The sequence below is a fragment of the Rothia sp. 18CD1-1 genome (assembly GCF_055285355.1).
This window is the reverse complement of record NZ_JBUZLI010000008.1, coordinates 71,144-88,603: the sequence shown is the minus strand read 5'-3', so window position 1 is coordinate 88,603 and position 17,460 is coordinate 71,144. Positions and strand designations below refer to the sequence as shown.

The 17,460-nt window shown below is 55.9% G+C and carries 8 protein-coding genes; 1 reads left to right on the top strand and 7 read right to left on the bottom strand.

Going from position 1 to position 17,460, the window contains the following annotated elements; all coding sequences use genetic code 11:
• Positions 1 to 79: 79 nt before the first annotated feature.
• On the bottom strand, positions 80 to 2,848 hold the full coding sequence (locus ACS1BR_RS07395; protein ID WP_463561324.1) for a GNAT family N-acetyltransferase: 2,769 nt from the start codon (positions 2,846 to 2,848) through the stop codon (positions 80 to 82).
• Positions 2,849 to 3,039: 191 nt separating this feature from the next.
• Here ACS1BR_RS07395 and ACS1BR_RS07390 point away from each other — a divergent pair, with 191 nt between their 5' ends.
• Positions 3,040 to 5,568, top strand: a complete 2,529-nt coding sequence (locus ACS1BR_RS07390; protein WP_463561323.1) for a DNA gyrase/topoisomerase IV subunit A — start codon at positions 3,040 to 3,042, stop codon at positions 5,566 to 5,568.
• A 466-nt stretch (positions 5,569 to 6,034) separates the two neighbouring features.
• Here ACS1BR_RS07390 and ACS1BR_RS07385 read toward each other — a convergent pair whose 3' ends face one another.
• From ACS1BR_RS07385 to ACS1BR_RS07360, 6 genes are all read right to left on the bottom strand, one after another.
• A complete protein-coding gene (locus ACS1BR_RS07385; RefSeq protein ID WP_463561322.1) occupies positions 6,035 to 6,958 on the bottom strand; it encodes a hypothetical protein in 924 nt (307 codons plus the stop codon).
• Between the two features lie 151 nt (positions 6,959 to 7,109).
• Entirely contained in the window at positions 7,110 to 10,754 is a 3,645-nt protein-coding gene (gene cydC / locus ACS1BR_RS07380; protein WP_463561321.1) for a thiol reductant ABC exporter subunit CydC, read from the bottom strand.
• Between the two features lie 202 nt (positions 10,755 to 10,956).
• Positions 10,957 to 12,030: a cytochrome d ubiquinol oxidase subunit II gene (cydB, locus tag ACS1BR_RS07375; protein WP_463561320.1), complete on the bottom strand. Its 1,074-nt coding sequence runs from the start codon at positions 12,028 to 12,030 to the stop codon at positions 10,957 to 10,959.
• A gap of 21 nt (positions 12,031 to 12,051) precedes the next feature.
• On the bottom strand, positions 12,052 to 13,620 hold the full coding sequence (locus tag ACS1BR_RS07370; RefSeq protein ID WP_463561319.1) for a cytochrome ubiquinol oxidase subunit I: 1,569 nt from the start codon (positions 13,618 to 13,620) through the stop codon (positions 12,052 to 12,054).
• 470 nt (positions 13,621 to 14,090) lie between these two features.
• Complete coding sequence (locus tag ACS1BR_RS07365; protein WP_463561318.1) at positions 14,091 to 15,128, bottom strand: malate dehydrogenase; 1,038 nt, start codon at positions 15,126 to 15,128, stop codon at positions 14,091 to 14,093.
• Between the two features lie 74 nt (positions 15,129 to 15,202).
• Positions 15,203 to 17,308 carry a DNA gyrase/topoisomerase IV subunit B gene (locus ACS1BR_RS07360; protein WP_463561317.1) on the bottom strand — a complete coding sequence of 702 codons (2,106 nt, stop codon included), beginning with the start codon at positions 17,306 to 17,308 and terminating at the stop codon, positions 15,203 to 15,205.
• Positions 17,309 to 17,460: the final 152 nt, after the last annotated feature.

Sequence of the window (17,460 nt, the reverse complement as noted above, 5' to 3'; positions counted from 1 at the left end):
TGGTTACCTCTTTCATGGCTTGCTGTGCACACTCCATTCTAATTGATGTCCCTCCCCGGTTTGCGGTGCCCCGGCTAGCCTAGTTCATGTTCATGGTGCGCCGGGCAGAATCGGCGCGCTGCTGCGGGTTTCCCAGCTTCATGCGGGCCATGGCAACGGTAAGGTCCTGCCCGGTAACAATAATGGGGGCCAGTTGGAGGTAGCCGATCTCGGGGTGGTTATCCTTCAACAGGGCAATCCGAGTAGTGAGGTCTTCAAGCAGATCAACACGCACTGCCGGTAGCTCGTTCTCACCAAAAAGCCGGGCAGCTGCTTTGGGTTCGCGAATGAGCTGGTGAACATCGTGAGCGGTCAGCGGTGGGATACGGTGCGCCCAGTCCCCCAAAAGAGCCGTGGGGTCCCCGCTCATACCGAAGGAGATGACCGGGCCTAGCAGCGGGTCTTCAATGGCCTCAAGCACCGCCGCCTGCCCCGCCGGCACCTGTTTTTGGAGTGCTATCTCGGTGGCAGATCCGCCACCGTACCTGGCTACGGTGTCTTTCAAGGCCACCAGCTCGTGCGCCAGTTGGGTGTCGTTGGCAATATTGAGTCGGATTCCGCCCAGATCGATCCGGCGGGCAAGAAACTCATCCGTTGATTTCAGCACCACGGGGTAGCCTCCAGCCCTATCTACTGCCGCCAGTGCCTCGTCCGTATCGGATACCAGCGTAAAGGGAAGAAGGTGAACCCCGTAGAGGCTCAAAATATGGGAGATTTCGCCCTGGTTGAGGCTGTGCAGCGTCTCCCCCTGCACCCGAGGCATCAGGGTGCCAATAAAGTCCGCGGTGTCCTTGGGCTTTACCCCGGAGGGGGCAGAAAAAACACCTTTTTCCCTGCTCCGCCATTCCGTATAGTTCATCACACTGGCCAGGGACTCAATGGCGGGTGCCGGTGAGGTGTAACAGGGTAAACCGCTGATGTGTTGGTCAGGGTCCTCGGGCCCATCCCCGCTTTCCCCTGCGGGAATGAAGATGCCCCGCATCACCTGCGCCCGGTCAACAATGCCCGGGAACACCCCCACAGCGAGTTTACCGGTGGCCCGTGCAGCGCCCAAAAGTAGGGAGGAAACCCGGTGCGGATCGCACACCCCCTCGGTGAGGAAAATCCCCACCAAAACATCAATATCCGAGGATTCCAGGGCGGCGGTAAAAACCTCAGCGAAAGCCTCGTAGTCGGCTTCACTGCCGACGGTGACGGTCTCAGACAGCCTAACCTCAATACCGCAACCGGCGGCACGGTCTGCCACCATCTGCCCCAGAGACACCGCGTTAGAAACCACCGCCAACCGGCGCCCGGCCGGTAGCGGCATAGACACCACGAGCTGGGCAATATCGAGCACCTGCTCACTGGATTCAGCGCTGATCACCCCCGACTGGTGAAACATGGAGTCCAGTGCCCCGGTGGGGGCTATAGAGGTTCTACCCGCGTGCCCCGGCGGCAGGTGCAGTCCGGTGAAGGTGTTCTTTGAAACGATCAGCGGCTTGGTCCGAGAAAGTCTTCGGGCAATACGACTAAACTTACGCGGGTTACCGATCGATTCCAGGTAGAGAGCACACACCGCCGTGCGGGGGTCATCTTCCCAGTACTGCATCAGGTCGTTGCCGGAAACATCGGCTCGGTGTCCGGCAGATACCAGCGATGACACCCCGATATTTTTGCGCACAGCGGTGTGTGAGAGCACCGAACCAATCGCCGGTGACTGGCTGAAAATACCGAGCGTACCCGGCCGAGGGACGTGAGGGGTCAGGGTGGCATCGAGTTTCACCGCCGGATCGTTATTGAGTATCCCCCACGATGTTGGCCCAATAATGCGCATACCGTGTTTCCGCGCCAAACGCACTAGTGATCTCTGACGGGCACGGTCACCGGCACCGAATTCGGTATAGATCAGGCACCCCCGCACCCCGGCGGCCCCGGCCGCAGCCACCGTCTGCGACACTTTCTCCACGGATACAGCTATCAGGGCAAGATCAACCTGTTCCGGTATCTCGTCCAGCGCGCCCACCAGCCGTGCCCCCTCGCATATTTGCCCGTTTTCGTGGCCGGGGCAGACCCCGTAGACAACGCCACGAAACCCGCCCGAGACAAGGCTGTGCAGCACCGGCAACCCCGTCTCTTTCCAGCTCGGCTTATCACCGATAACCGCTACAGTACGAGGGGTGAGAAGCCCAGCAATCGACTGTGATTCGGCACGGTGCTCCCGCGTCTCCATCACCTGCCGGGAGCGGTCGGTGGGGTCGATATCGAACCCGACCGTCACCACCCCGTCGTCAAACTCGCGGCTTATCTCGTAGCCCGTATCTGAGAAGACATTGAGCATGGCGCGGTTCTCGGGTAGCACCTCTGCCGTGAACCGCTGAATACCTCGCTCTTTGGCAGCAGCCGCCAGATGCTCCAGAAGAATGGAACCGATACCGCGGCCCTGGTGCCGGTCAGAGATCATAAAAGCGACCTCCGCTTCGGTAGTCCGGTGCGTGCGGTCGTAGCGGCCAATTCCTATGAGTTCTTCTCCCAGGTAGATCACCAGGGCAACCCGGTCTAGATGGTCAACCGTGGTAAACCGGGTGAGTTCTTTATCGCTGAGCGTGGGTTTGGGCGCAAAGAAGCGCAGGTATATGGTTCTCTCGCTCTGCCCCGCATACATGGTTTCCAGAGCCCGTTTATCGGTGGGAAGCACCGGGCGAAGATGGGCTGTAGCACCGTCACGCAGGACAACGTCTGCCTCCCAGTGCGCGGGATAAATAAAGGGGATTTCTGCTGTGGTGGGGCCTGAAGAAGCACCGGGTTTCTGCTGCCGGTTATCTACCACGGGGGTTTCCTCCTTTAGACGTTGTGAGCTCCGTTTCTCTAAGCCTAGTTGAAACCCGATGGAGAACATACCCCTGTACTCTTGCTACGGGCGCGGTTGGATAGGCAAAGACTCTTCTCTGTGGGCAAAGACGCTAGAATGGTGGCACTGTGCCCTGAAATATTTTGTGCTAGAAGACTGTTGAGGTACCTATGGCGCGCCGCTCCAAGACCGTACACGATGATTTCCCCACCGATGTCGTTGAGAACATTGTCGATATTGATGTCTCGTCCGAGATGGAAACAAGCTTTCTCGAATACTCCTACTCGGTCATCTATTCGCGTGCTTTACCCGATGCCCGGGACGGTCTCAAACCGGTACAGCGCCGCATCCTCTATATGATGCAGCAGATGGGGTTACGCCCGGATCGCGGACACGTAAAATCTGCCCGCGTGGTGGGTGAGGTCATGGGCAAGCTGCACCCTCACGGAGATTCGGCTATCTACGATGCTATGGTGCGCCTGGCGCAGCCCTTTGCCATGCGTATGCCCCTGGTGGACGGGCACGGCAACTTTGGTTCCCTGGACGACGGCCCGGCAGCATCGCGCTACACGGAGGCGCGCATGGATTCGGCGGCGCTGGCTCTCACCGCTGATCTTGATGAAGATGTGGTGGATTTTGTTCCCAACTATGACAACCAGTTCACTCAGCCTTCGGTGTTGCCCGCAGCTTTTCCTAACCTTCTGGTGAACGGGTCTTCGGGTATCGCGGTGGGTATGGCGACCAATATGCCCCCGCACAATCTTCGGGAGGTGGTGGCCGGTGCCAGGTATCTTCTTGACCATCCGGAAGCCGGGCTTCGGGAGATCATGAAATTTATTCCGGGCCCCGATTTGCCCTCGGGCGGGACCATTGTGGGATTGAAGGGTGTCAGGGATGCCTATGAGTCGGGGCGGGGTATTTTTAAGACTCGTGCTCGGGCTTCGATTGAGCAGGTGTCTGCGCGTAGGCAGGGGATTATTTTTACCGAGCTGCCCTATATGGTCGGTCCCGAGAAGGTGATTGAGAAGATTAAAGATGGGGTGGCTAAAAAGAAGCTGGTGGGTATATCCGATGTGCAGGATCTTACCGATCGCAGGAACGGTTTGCGCCTGGTGGTTGAGGTTAAGAACGGTTTTAACCCGCAGGCTGTTTTAGCGTCCCTCTATAAGTTCACTCCTCTTGAGGATTCTTTCGGTATTAATAATGTTGCCCTGGTGGATGGTCAGCCCAATACTCTTGGCCTGCTTGATCTTTTGCGGGTGTATGTCGGTCACCGGGTTGAGGTGGTGCGGCGGCGTACTTCTTACCGGCTGGCTAAGCGCCGTGACCGGCTGCATCTGGTGGAGGGTTTGCTGGTTGCAGTCGTTGATATTGACGAGGTTATTCAGATTATCCGTTCTTCGGATGAGACAGCTCAGGCTCGGCAGCGACTTATGGGGGTTTTTGATCTTACCGAGGTTCAGGCTAACCATATTCTTGAGTTGCGGCTGCGGCAGCTCACCAAGTATTCACGTCTTGAGCTGGAGCGGGAGAAAGCTGAGCTGGAGCGGGAGATCGGTGAGCTTGAGGGTGTTCTTGCCGATGAGGTGAGGCTGCGGGCGCTGGTTTCTGCGGAGTTGCAGGAGGTTGCAGACCGCTACGGTAGCGACCGTCGTACCCGGCTGACGGAGAAGGATGATCTTGAGGTAATCGCCGTATCCGATGAGCGGAAGGGTAAGAAGGGGCTTGGTTTGGCCCTTGAAATTGCCGATGACCCCTGCTGGGTACTGCTGTCGACATCCGGGCAGATTGGGCGCACGGTTCCGGCGACCGAAGGTTTGGTGCCTTTGGCGGAGCCGGGAAAGAGGATTAAGCATGATGCTTTACTTTCGGCGGTGGAGACAACCGCCCGCGGCGAGATTGGGGCCGTGACTTCTCTGGGGCGGATGATTCGCCTGGGCGTGATGGATTTGGTGGTGCTCGACGATTCGCGGGGTACTCCCCTGCTCGGCTCGGGTGTGAGGGCAAGCGAGGTGCTGTCGCTTGCCCGCGGTGAGACCCTGGTGGGTTTGGCACCGATTAATAGTGTGCTGGCGCTTGCTACGTCCGGTGGTGTGGTGAAAAGGGTGAACCCGGATTATCCTCTCAATGCCGATGACTGGGAGATTATTAAGCTCAAGGATGGGGACAGGGTGGTTTCTGTTGCGCCCTGTCCCGGTGATGATTTGAGTCTGACTTTTGTAACCGAGCAGGCGAAGGTGTTGACTTTTAGTTCCGGTAGTGTGCGCCCGCAGGGTAGGGCCGGTGGCGGGGTTGCCGGGATTAAGCTTGCGCCCGGCGATTCGGTGCTAGCTTTTGGGGTAACGGTGCCGGGGTCTGCGGCTGTGGTGGTGACGGTAACCGACGGTGCTGCCGGTGAGCTGGGTTCGGTGAAAGTGTCCGAGTTAGCGGAGTTTCCGGTGAGGGGACGCGCTACGTCGGGGGTACGTGGTCATCGTTTTCTCACCGGAGAGAGTAAGCTTGTGCTGGCTTTTGTGGGGGTTGGCCCGGCTAAGGCGGTATCTGCTGCCGGGGTGGCCAGAGCTTTGCCTACCGAGTTTTCTGCCCGCGACGGGTCGGGGGTACCTCTGGCTCAGGCGATCGCTGCGGTAGGTCCAGCCTATGCGGTGAACGAGAGACTACCGGTGGTAAAGGAGAACAGCCCCGAGGCACTGTTCTAGTGTGATTTTCATTGTGAAAGGTCATGGTTTCCGAACTCACCTTCCGTACCCCTCATAAAGTTTGTGAGCACTGTTTACCTATGCGAGAATCTGCCAGTATGTAGAGATTTAACAATCATTTTTGTCGCATTGAAGAGGACGCTCATCAATTTTAGTGAATTTAATATAGTATCTCATGCTATAAAGTAATGCGAACAGGCCTACGATAAAATATATTTTTTGTGAATCTATCAGCAAAAGTTTACTTTCATAAAATATAGCATCTGTGCTCGATAATAATATTCCAGATACAATTATATTAAGTTGTACAGCTCCAGAGGAGATAATATCTAAGGTATTATAAAATGGCAACTGAACTTTCTCTTCTACACTTTCCATAACTATATCGCTGACCGAGATGCTTAGCGCATTTTTTAATATAAAGAAAGAAATAGAAATAATTAACCATACTGTAGCTGCATAAAAATTACCTCCGCGCGGAGCAAGTATGGAGATAAAGTATATCTATCAAAAATACAGGAAAAATTTTTGATAAAAATGACTGATTCCCGATTCTTTGTAGGATATTTCCATTGATAGGAGAAACTAGAATAATTGACAGCACTCTTGTAGTGGCGATAAATAGTATAAATCTATCGCTGAAATCAAGGTTATGAAAATATACAGGAAGTAAAGGTATAGCCACAAACGGCATAAGGCAATTAGTTAATATAAAATTAGCCCTGTCTCTAGATCTAAATACTTCAATATAATCTGAGATTTTAAAGGCTACATTTCTGTCTTCGATACTGTCTACACTGTGGATTATTTTTCTTATCGAGATTGATGCAAGTATCGCCAGTGCCATAGCTATAGAGTTTATTACTACAAAGAGAAATGAATTTAGCTCAGCATTCCTTTGAAAATTAATTATCAAAAATGACAGCAACATTGTTGCTTGACTCAGCGATTTCTGCCATCCTAATGCAACCGGTCTGCTTTCTGTTGTAGATGCTTGTGCGAATATAGGTCCCCAGCATGTTCCATACGTTAGCGATATACCAGCTTCTGCGGTAAAACAGAGGAAAACTATTATAGTTATGGTTGTCGCAGAATTATCCCCAAAAATTGCGATTAATATGTTTAAAGATAGTGCTAATTGAATTAATATTAAACCAAAAGATGCAGACCTATGGTAGCCGAATTTACCAACTATGTATGGAAAATAAATCTGCAACGGCACGCTTGCTAGCATCAACAAGGAAGCTATTGATATAACTGATGGTGACAAACCTCTATAGTTTATGTAATATAATTGGAAAAGTTCAGCAGACATGCCGCCCGTGAGTGAACTTACTAAAATAACTGGAACTGCTGGTATAATTAGTAATGTTAAATCTTTATTTACCATAACACTTTAATAAACATCTGAATCCCAGGCTTGCTCGGGCGATATCCCTGCATGTCAATACCTCCGCCTGCATTACCACCGAGAAAGCCAAAACCTACCGAGCCTCACAGGGTGAGGAAATAATCTCACACCCAAAAAACCCGCACATCCGCTACAGTGTCACCGTCATATCGCAGGCTTCAATATCCTCGGCACGGTGTGACACCAGTACCACCGCGGGTGGAACCTGCACGCCCGATCCCGGCTGAGCCATCCGCTCCACCAGCTCCTGGCTCACCTTAGTTCCCCGAGCCACCTCGGCAATCAGCGCTTTAGCCGCAGGTGCGTCAAGATGAGCGGTCGGCTCATCCATCAGTAGCAGAGAAGACTCCGTGAGCAGGGTACGCGCAATAGCGATACGCTGACGCTGCCCACCGGAAACATAGGAGCCACCCGCCCCCACCTGGGTGTTCAACCCCTGCGGCAGTGAACGCACAAAACGGCCCAGCCCCACCCGGTCAAGCACAGAAAACATCTCCTCCTCGCTGGGCCTCCGGTCACCGGGAGCGGCCAACGCCAGGTTATTCGCGATTGACGACTCAAAAATATAGGCAGACTGCGGACACCATGCAGCATAGCCGCGCAAATCAGACTGGGAAAGTACTCTACCGTTGACGGTCACCGTGCCGGTCTCAGCGGGAAGAAAACCCAGCAGCGTCGCCAAGGCAGTGGTTTTACCCGAACCAGAAGGGCCGGTAATACCCAGCCACTGCCCTGACTTCACCGAGGCGCTCAAGCCCGCAAAAGCCGGCTCCTTCATACCCGGCCAGCGGGTTGAAACACCGTCAATATCCAGAGTAATCGCGGCACCCGGCTCCACCCCCTGCAAAACGGTATCCCCATCACGGCTCTCCCCAGCATCGACCTTCTGAGAATCAGCCAACGGCTCAATACGCGCCACCAGCCGAGAAAAAGCGGGCCACAACCGCACCGCCTCAACATGCGCAGAAGTAGTCTCAAACAGGGCAGTGCACATGAGCACCACAACCGCCACGGCAGTAGCGGTCACATCCCCCTGCCGCACCGAAGTCCAGCTCATCCCAACAACACCTAGCGCTGCCCCCCACCAGGTGAGCGCCGTGAGCCCGTGCCCAAACCCCGTTGACCGTGACCCCGCAAGAACAGACTCCACATTACGGCGATCCTTCTCAGCAAAAGCAGTCACCATCAGATCGTTAAGACCGTTCGCACGCAGATCCGGGGCAGCATTGAGAGTCGATACGCCCAACCGCAGCAGCTCCGACGTCGACTCACGCGCCGAAGAATCCGCACGGTGGTCGGTATAACGAACCAGCATCGGAATGAGGAAAGTCGATATCAGCACCCCCAGCAAAACCGCAGGCAACACCCCCGGCACAGCATAGGCGGTCACCGCCACGGCCAGCACCATCACGCACAGGTGCGTCGCCACCGGTAACACCAGGCGTGGCAGGGTATCGCGCAGCTCGTCAATATCCCCCACCAGGCGGTCAAGAATCTTATCACCGCGCAAAAGCGAACGAATGGAAAGGACCGTGTGCCCCGCCGAATCCCAGGCCCGCACCCGCAGCGTATTAGCTGCACGCAACACCACGTCGTGGGTGCGAAGCCTCTCAGCGTAACGCATGGTGGCCCGCCCCAAACCAAAGAAACGAACCCCCACCACCGCAACCAGCAGGTACATCATGGCCGGCTGCTCGGCCGCACGCACGATCAACCAACCCGAAAGCGCGGTGAGTGAGATAGCAAACGAAGCGGTAAGCACCGAAAAAAGTACCGGAAGAATAGCCTGACGAGCTCGAATACCGGTCAGTGTACTCACCGTGCGCAGGGTTCTGCCCAGGGGCATCCGGGTCTCAGCCGCACCTCTCACGGCCTTCTTCTTGGGCTCCGGCGCAGGAGACTCCCGCACCGACTTCTTAAAGGCTTCAAGATCCCAGCCTTTCCTACCGGCCGGGGTCAAAGTCCAGGTGGTTGCTGTACCGCGCTTATCCACGGCGGCGTTAAGCAGATAGTCGGTGCGCTCAGCCAGGGAAAGATCGTGGGTTACGATCAGCAGTGTGGCCCCCGTGGCCGCCAGCGCAGCCAAAGACGCGTTAACCCGCTGAGAAGCGGCTTGATCGAGGTGGGCGGTAGGCTCATCGACCAGCACGGTCACATGCCTGCCCACTTTCTCTAGCGCATCAACCCTGGCCAGTGTGCGAGCGATAGCGAGCCGCCGCATTTGCCCAGCGCTCAGCGACTCGGGGGCCAGGTCCGCAAACTCCTCAAGCCCCACCACTTTAAGGTAGCCCATATAGCGGCGGCGCCCCTTCTCCGACAGCGACATGGGGCCGCTATCACTGACCAAGGTCAGCACCGCATCAAGATCTTCCTCATACTCAACATAGGCAGGAAACCCGTAGAAAGCTACCTCATTGAGCACAGAGTTAGCAATAAAAGCCGGTGACTGGCTCACCCAGACGGTCTCACCGGTACCGCTCACACTGCCGCTCACCTTCACCGGCTCCTGAGATCCGGTGGGTATCAGGCCATCCAGCACAGACCCGCTCAGCACCCCCAGCAGGGTCGACTTGCCGCAGCCGGAAGGGCCTGTAATCGCTGTGGTTGTGCCGCGTTTTATCCGAAAGTTGACGTCGTTGAGTACTCGGCCACGGTCAGGGTAGAAGACACTCACATGCTGGGCGAGTAGGTCCTCGCCCTCGGGGTCGACGCCCTTGGTGGGCAGAGGCCTCTCAACCATCTCCCGCGCACGGCGAAGTGCGGCAACACCGTCCTCGGACTGATGATAGGCGGTACCCACCTCACGCAGGGGTTGATAGCACTCGGGGGCCAGGATAAGGGCAAGCAGGGCGACATCAAGCCCCATCTCACCGTTGACCAGTCGCACGCCGATCAATACCGCCACCACCGCTATCGAAATAGTGGTGATCAGCTCCAGCCAGAAAGAAGACATGAAGGCAGAACGCAACGTGACCATGGTTGTTTTACGGTAGCGCTCCCCCAGGTCTGTAAGTGCCTTAGACTGGGCGCGGGCACGGCCCAAACCGATCAGCACCGGCAGCCCCTTGACCAGCTCAACAATGTGGTCGGACAGGCGTAAAAGCTCTTTTTGCGAGCGGGCTGTATCGGTGCGGGTGGTTTTACCGATGAGCACCATGAACAGCGGAATAAGAGGCAGGGTCACCAGGATGACCAGTGCCGAAATAATGTCATGAAAAGCGATATAGGCCAGCAGAATAACCGGAATAATGATCGAACTCACCATAGAGGTGAGGGTTTTGGTGTAGTAGCTATCGAGAGAATCGAGCCCGCGTGAAATGAGCACTGCGGTGGCGCCGGTACCATCGGGAGTATCAACGCCCCCGGTTGCTAGCACCCTATCAACCAGCTGCAACCGAATCTGCGACTTAGCCCCGGTTGCCGCACGCTGGGCAAAATAGTTAAGGGCCCAGTCACTTGCGGTTCGAAGCACAGCAGCCAGCAGCCCCACGGCCAGCAGAACGCTAACACCGGGTTCGAATCCCAGGGTCGAAAGCCAGATACCGCTGACCTGTGCCTGGGCATTACCCGAAAAAATAGCGAGCTGTTCTGTCTGCGCTGAGGTGTACGTTTGGTTCTCGTGTAGCGCCCTAAAGGTTAACCTCGCCATATAGGTGAGAGTTGTACCGATCACGCTTGCAAACATGATAAGGGCCAGTGACTTGAGCGCAGTCAGAACCGCAAAGATACCAAGGTTAAATGTTGCTCGGGGACCAAGAGGCGGTCGCTTTTCCATAGTGTAACGGTTAACTTTCGGTGCGAATTGTGCCTAGGGTGTGTCTCTAAAATTCTATCGAGAATATCTGCATAAACCGTGAAGATTTAACGGAACACATGGTGCTAGCCCGAACCATCTCAGCAGTACCACCGAGTAAGGTCTTGCAGTCTCTTGAAGTCTCACTCTACCGTTAGGCACAGTGAGACTTCAAGAATTTCAGCTAGCGGGGCGCGGGTTGAGAGAGCTTGGCTAAATCGGTGACATCGTGAGCGTCGGGGATATGCTCAACCCTCATGCGCTTGCGGAACTGGTAGTAGCTCCATCCCTGGTAGAGCATGATCAGCGGTAGCATAAATACGCCCAGCCAGGTCATGATCATGAGAGTGTACTCCGAGCTTGAAGCATTGGCTATCGTCAGGCTGTAGGCCGGATCAGTGGTCGAGGGAAAAAGGTTGGGATAGAGCGCCAGAAAGATGGCTAGAAAACCGAAGGCCATAAAGAGCGAAGAGCCCAGAAAAGCCCACCCTTCTCGTCCGGTGCACGCTGAAAGATAGGCTAAGGCGGCCCCGCAGACAGCCAACACCAGAGCAGTCCAGGAAAGGATCCCGGCGCTGGAACCATTGAACTGAAGATGCAGCGCCCATCCGATGGCCGGGAGAACACCCAACGGCAGAAAACGAACCAGCTGTTTCCGTGCCCGGTAGCGAATATCACCATCCGTTTTAAGCGCCACGAAGGCAAGCCCCTGCAGGTAGCTGAAGAAAACGATCCCCAGTCCGCCCACATAGGTGAAGGGGTTGGATACCCAGGCAAAGGAATGAACAACGTCACCGTTGGCGTTGATGGGTAGGCCCGTTGAGGTAATACCCAACAGGGCACCCACCAGGAAAGCAATAAAGAACGATGAGACAGAAATAGCCGCATTCCAGCACACGGTCCATCGTCTACTCACTTTTTTACCGCGGTAGTCGATAGCCACCACCCTCAGGATCAGGAAGACCAGGGCGAGTGTGAGCGGAATGTAGAGGGCCGAAAACAGTGAGGCGTACCAGAAGGGAAAGGCGGCAAAAATTGCTGCCCCGCCGGTGACCAACCATACCTCGTTGCCGTCCCAGACCGGACCAATGGTGTTGAGAAGCAGACGGCGTTCCTTCTCATTTTTCGAGAAGATCCTGGACATCATCATGCCCACGCCCAGGTCAAAGCCGTCAAGAATCAGGTACCCAATCCAGAAGATTCCGATAATAATAAACCAGACCGTGGGCAGCAGCGGCTGATCCGCAAAGATATTCATGGTGTATTCCCTCCCCCTTACTTAGTAGGCAAACGCGAGGACATCGCGGTCGTTGTCTGTTTTTTCTTCCGGTTCAACCACCAGCTCGGGCATAGCGGCAACAATACCGCTTCGCACGTATTTGGTGAGCAGGTATATCTCAACCACAGCCAGTCCACCGTATAGCAGGGCAAAGGTGATCAGTGAGAAGAGATAGGTGCCCACCGAGACTTCCGGAGATACGCCGGCGGCCGTAAAGAGCATAACGGCCGTATTATCGGCGAAGTTGGGGGCTACCACAAAGGGCTGTCTTCCCAGCTCGGTAAAGATCCAGCCCGCAGAGTTTCCCAGGAAGGGAAACCAAATTGCCGCAAGGTGCCCATTCTTGAGCAGCCGCGATTCCGGTACAGTACCCACACCTTTTTTACGGGTTGCCCAGAGGGCGTAGACAGCCACCGCCGCCGACAGGCCGCCCAGGGTGAACATACCGCGGAAACCGTAGTAGGTCACCTCAAAAACCGGGGTGTAGTCAATTTCTTTCCCAGCAAGCTCGCCGTAAGTTGCCGGGTCGTCCGGGTAGGTGGTGCCCAGCTCTTGGCGGTACTGTTCCAGTAGCGTTTCAACGCCGGGGACCGGTTGACTAAAATTTTCGTAGGCGAGGAAGGATAGCAGCCCGGGGACCGCAAGCACGGTTTCCAGGTGATCACAGCTCTGCGATGAGGGGTCAAAGCTAACAGAGAAAAGCGAAAACTCGGTGCCATCTTCACAGGCAGCCTCTGCCGCGGCCATCTTCATGGGCTGCTGCTCAATCATAAGCTGCGCCTGGGCGTGGCCGGTGAAAGCGGTACCCACAAACCCGAGAATGGCAATCACCGCACCGAACCGCAGCGAATACCGCCAGGCGTAAAAATCTTCACGGTCACGCACCCCCTCGGCCCGCTCCCCAACGACGACCTTACCATCGACCACGGTATCAATACCGTCGTGCCGGCGCTTCCACAGGTGCCACCAGCCCAGCCCAACCATGAATGCTCCACCGACCAGGAGGGCACCGGTGAGTACGTGGGGCACGGTGACCAGGGCGGTACTGTTGAAGAGCACGGCAAAAACATCGGTCATCACGGGGCGGCCATTGACCATTTCCACGCCCACCGGATGCTGCATCCAGGAGTTGGCTACCAGGATGAAATAGGCAGATACCCAGGATCCGGCGACAGCGATGGTGATCGTCCAGGCATGAACGGTGGGCTTAAGCTTGCCCCAGCCAAAAATCCACAGGCCAATAAAAGTCGATTCAAAGAAGAAGGCAAAGAGGCCCTCCATGGCCAGGGGAGCACCAAAAACGTCTCCCACAAAACGAGAGTATTCACTCCAGGCCATACCGAATTGAAACTCCTGAACCAGCCCGGTCGCCACACCCATGGCAAAGTTGATCAGGTAGAGTTTTCCCCAGAATTTGGTGAGCCTCTTAAAACGCTCCTGCCCGGTGCGCACATAGCGCCAGTGAAAATATGCTACGAGCGGGCCCAGACCCAGGGTAAGGGGGACCATGAAAAAGTGGTATACGGTGGTGACGCCAAACTGCCACCGCGCAATAGTTAAGGGATCCACGGCTATTCCTCTTGAGGTGCTTGCAATGACTCTAGCTCCCTTTCCGCGCCCCGTACTATTGCGGAAAAGAAACCGGTGATAGGAATAGAGTAACCGTGTCCGACGGGTCGTGATATTAGGGTAGACACAATCTGTCACTATGTTGTCGGCAGTAATTTGACAGATCACTAAAGGTGAACAGCACAATAATTTTTGAAGGGACTACACAGTGTGTCGTCATCCGCACCGCTTGCACCCCTGACGCCGAAAAGTTTTAGCCTATCAAACCCATATATCGGTAGAGTGTTCTCTCTTCCCTCACATCGGACAGGTGCCCCACCGTCACGGCATCTCCGCTGACTCGTCGATCCACCCGCTATACCGCCCTGCGCGTTCGGGTACTGCGGATATGAAAATATTCATAGAAATTCTTTGACCGTAAGACCCGGTGATACAGCCAGTGCCGGGTAGGGGCTACGGCACCGGTACCCCTAACAGCACGGACCCAGCAGGCCCAAAGCCGCCACCGCCTCTTTCTCCCGGCGCAACTCGTCCACTGACTTCTCTATCCGGTCACGGGAAAAATCATCCAGAAACTGTGTTTCATCGATCCGGTAATCAGCATCTTGGCAGATTACCGGGAAAGAGCAAATAAGCCCTTCCTCAATCCCGTAGGCCCCGGTGGTGGGGACAGCCATAGACGTCTGAACACTCTGCCCCGGTTCACGGGAGACACCCATCCACAGCTGAATATGCTCAATCGCCGCGTGTGCCGCAGAACCCACCGACGAGGCTCCCCGAACATCGATAATCTCCGCACCCCGGTGAGCGATACGGGGAATAAAATCCTCAGCAAGCCACTCGTGCCCGAGCCCCCTCTCCGCCAGAACCTCCGCGGCGTTCCGCCCCGCCAAGCGAGCCTGGGTGACCGAGGGATACTGGCTGGCCGAGTGATTACCCCAAATAGCCACCCCGCTCACATCGCGGGTGTGCACGCCCGCCACCTGTGCCAGTTGAGCCACGGCACGGTTATGATCCAACCGGGTTAGGGCGGTAAAGCGTTCTCGGGGAATATCGGGAGCGTGTGAAGCCGCAATCAAGGCATTGGTGTTGGCCGGGTTACCCACCACAACCACCCGCACACTATCGGCTGCCCCGTCGTTGAGAGCCCGCCCCTGCTCCGAAAAGATTGCGCCGTTGACCTGCAGAAGGTCTGACCTCTCCATGCCCTTGGTACGGGGACGGGCGCCCACCAGCATCGCCACTTCTGCACCTTCAAAAGCCAGGCGTGGATCGGTAAAAGTATTCACCTCTTCCAGCAGGTCAAAAGAACAGTCCACCAGTTCCATGGCTGTACCCTCCAGCGCCCGCTGCGCCTGCGGCACTTCAAGGAGGTTGAGCCGCACCCGCACGTTGGGGCCCAGCATACGACCGGAAGCAATGCGGAACACAGTCGCGTAGCCAATGTGGCCGGCTGCGCCGGTAAGGGTCACTGTCACCAGGGGAAGCTGCGATAGATTTTCAACCATACCCCCAGCCTAGTGTCTCTTACCACAAATTTCTCGTATAGCGCTTGTTGTCGCCCCTCAAACATGTACCGGTATCACATATCAATCTGATTTTCATCGAGCTTGTGGGCACCGCTGACAATAAACTCTTTACGGGGGGCAACCTCGCTCCCCATCAACAGCGAAAAAGCGCGTTCGGCCGCCTCAGCATCTTCGACTCTCACCCTCCGCAACAGCCGGTGTCGGGGGTCCATGGTGGTTTCCGCTAGCTGGTCCGCGTCCATCTCACCCAAACCCTTATACCGCTGGATCGGTTCCCTGTAGTGTCTGCCCGATGCCTCCAACCCGGCCAGCACATCGGTGAGCTCTCTCTCCGAATAGGTGTACACCATTTCGTTAGGTTTACCCCTGTGCACCACCTCCACCCGGTGCAGGGGTGGAACCGCCGCGTAAACATGGCCCGCCTCAACCAGCGGGCGCATATAGCGGTAGAAGAGGGTGAGCAGCAGTGTACGAATATGGGCACCGTCGACATCGGCATCGGTCATCATAATAACCTTGTTATAGCGGATATCCTCTAGCGAGAAAGTTCGCCCCGACCCCGCACCGATCACCTGAATAATTGCAGCGCACTCGGCGTTAGCCAACATATCCGTGAGAGTAGCCTTCTGCACATTGAGGATCTTGCCGCGAATGGGGAGAAGCGCCTGATAGGTTGACGACCGAGCTAACCGGGCCGTACCCAAAGCCGAATCACCCTCCACAATAAATAGCTCAGAGTGCTCGACGTTATCGGAGCGGCAATCGACAAGCTTGGCCGGCATAGAACTCGTCTCCAGGGCGGTTTTCCGCCGCTGGGTTTCTTTGTGCACCCTGGCCGAGATACGCGACTTCATCTCGGCCACCACCTTCTCTGTAAGGGTCACCGCCTGCTGCTTCTCGGCCCGAGTCGTCGACTTTAACCGCTCACCAAGCTCTTTAGCCACGATCTTTGAAACAATCTGCCGGGCGGCTGAAGTACCAAGAACCTCTTTAGTCTGCCCCTCAAACTGGGGCTCGGCAAGACGCACTGTAAGAACCGCGGTCAGCCCGGCCAGCACATCGTCCTTCTCAATTTTTTCGTTATCTTTGACCTTGTACTTGCGGGCATTAGCCGCAATATGTTGACGGAAGGTTTTCAGCAGCCCCTGCTCAAAACCACTCACGTGGGTACCGCCCTTGGGGGTGGCAATAATATTGACAAAGGACCGCACGGTCGTTTCATACCCAATTCCCCAACGCAGAGCAATATCAACTTCGCATTCCCGCTCCACCTCCTGAAGCTGCGAATGGCCCTGCTCATCGAGCACCGGCACAGTCTCCGTGAAAGTCTGCCGCCCCTGAAAACGCCAGGTATCGGTCACCGACGAGTCGTGGGCGAGATAGTCCACAAACTCCGAAATACCCCCGTCATGCTGGAAAACCTCCTCGTGGGTCCCAAACTCACCCGGGGTGCCCGGCAGTCGTCGTTCATCCCGAATAGCTATACGCAGCCCCGGAATCAGAAAGGATGTCTGGCGTGCCCGCTGGGTAAGGTTCTCGTAGCTGAACCGCGCATCGGGGGTAAAAATCTGAGGATCCGCCCAGTAGCGCACCCTGGTTCCGGTTACCCCCCGTTTTGCTTTCCCCACCTGCACGAGCGAATCGTTAGGTTCCTGCGACTCTTGAAAGCTGGCGTCGGGATGGGGGGTGCGAGAATCACTAAACCTACCCGGGATACCGTGTTTGAAACTCATCTGGTAGGTTTTGCCGCCGCGATCAACCTGCACGTCAAGACGAGATGACAGCGCATTAACCACGGAGGCCCCCACCCCGTGCAAACCGCCCGATGCCGAGTACGAACCGCCACCAAATTTACCACCGGCATGCAGTTTGGTGTACACCACCTCAACACCGGTGAGCCCGGTGCGCGGCTCGATATCGGTGGGTACCCCGCGGCCGTCATCACGCACCTCTACCGAGCCGTCACGGTAGAGAATAATCTCGATTGACTGTCCAAACCCAGCCAGGGCCTCATCCACCGAGTTATCAATGATCTCCCAGAGACAATGCATGAGGCCCCTGGAATCGGTGGAGCCGATATACATGCCGGGGCGTTTACGGACTGCCTCGAGACCTTCCAAGACAGAAAGGTTGCGGGCTGTGTAGTTACTGGCTGCCACGGGCTCTCCTGTGAGGTGGGTTGGTTTGCCTATCTAGTGTAGTACAGGTTCCCCAAGAACAAGGGGTGGCCGGCCTGGCTAGCCGAGAGCGAAAGAACGGGCAGTCTGTACTTTTTGGTGGTTATATGGGTAGGGAAAATAGACCTCGAAAC

What these genes read in the sequence shown, in the direction of transcription:
- cydC (WP_463561321.1), bottom strand. Translation starts at nt 10,754, where the DNA reads ATGGAAAAGCGACCGCCTCTTGGTCCCCGAGCAACATTTAACCTTGGT.
- ACS1BR_RS07365 (WP_463561318.1), bottom strand. Translation starts at nt 15,128, where the DNA reads ATGGTTGAAAATCTATCGCAGCTTCCCCTGGTGACAGTGACCCTTACC.
- ACS1BR_RS07390 (WP_463561323.1), top strand. Translation starts at nt 3,040, where the DNA reads ATGGCGCGCCGCTCCAAGACCGTACACGATGATTTCCCCACCGATGTC.
- ACS1BR_RS07385 (WP_463561322.1), bottom strand. Translation starts at nt 6,958, where the DNA reads ATGGTAAATAAAGATTTAACATTACTAATTATACCAGCAGTTCCAGTT.
- cydB (WP_463561320.1), bottom strand. Translation starts at nt 12,030, where the DNA reads ATGAATATCTTTGCGGATCAGCCGCTGCTGCCCACGGTCTGGTTTATT.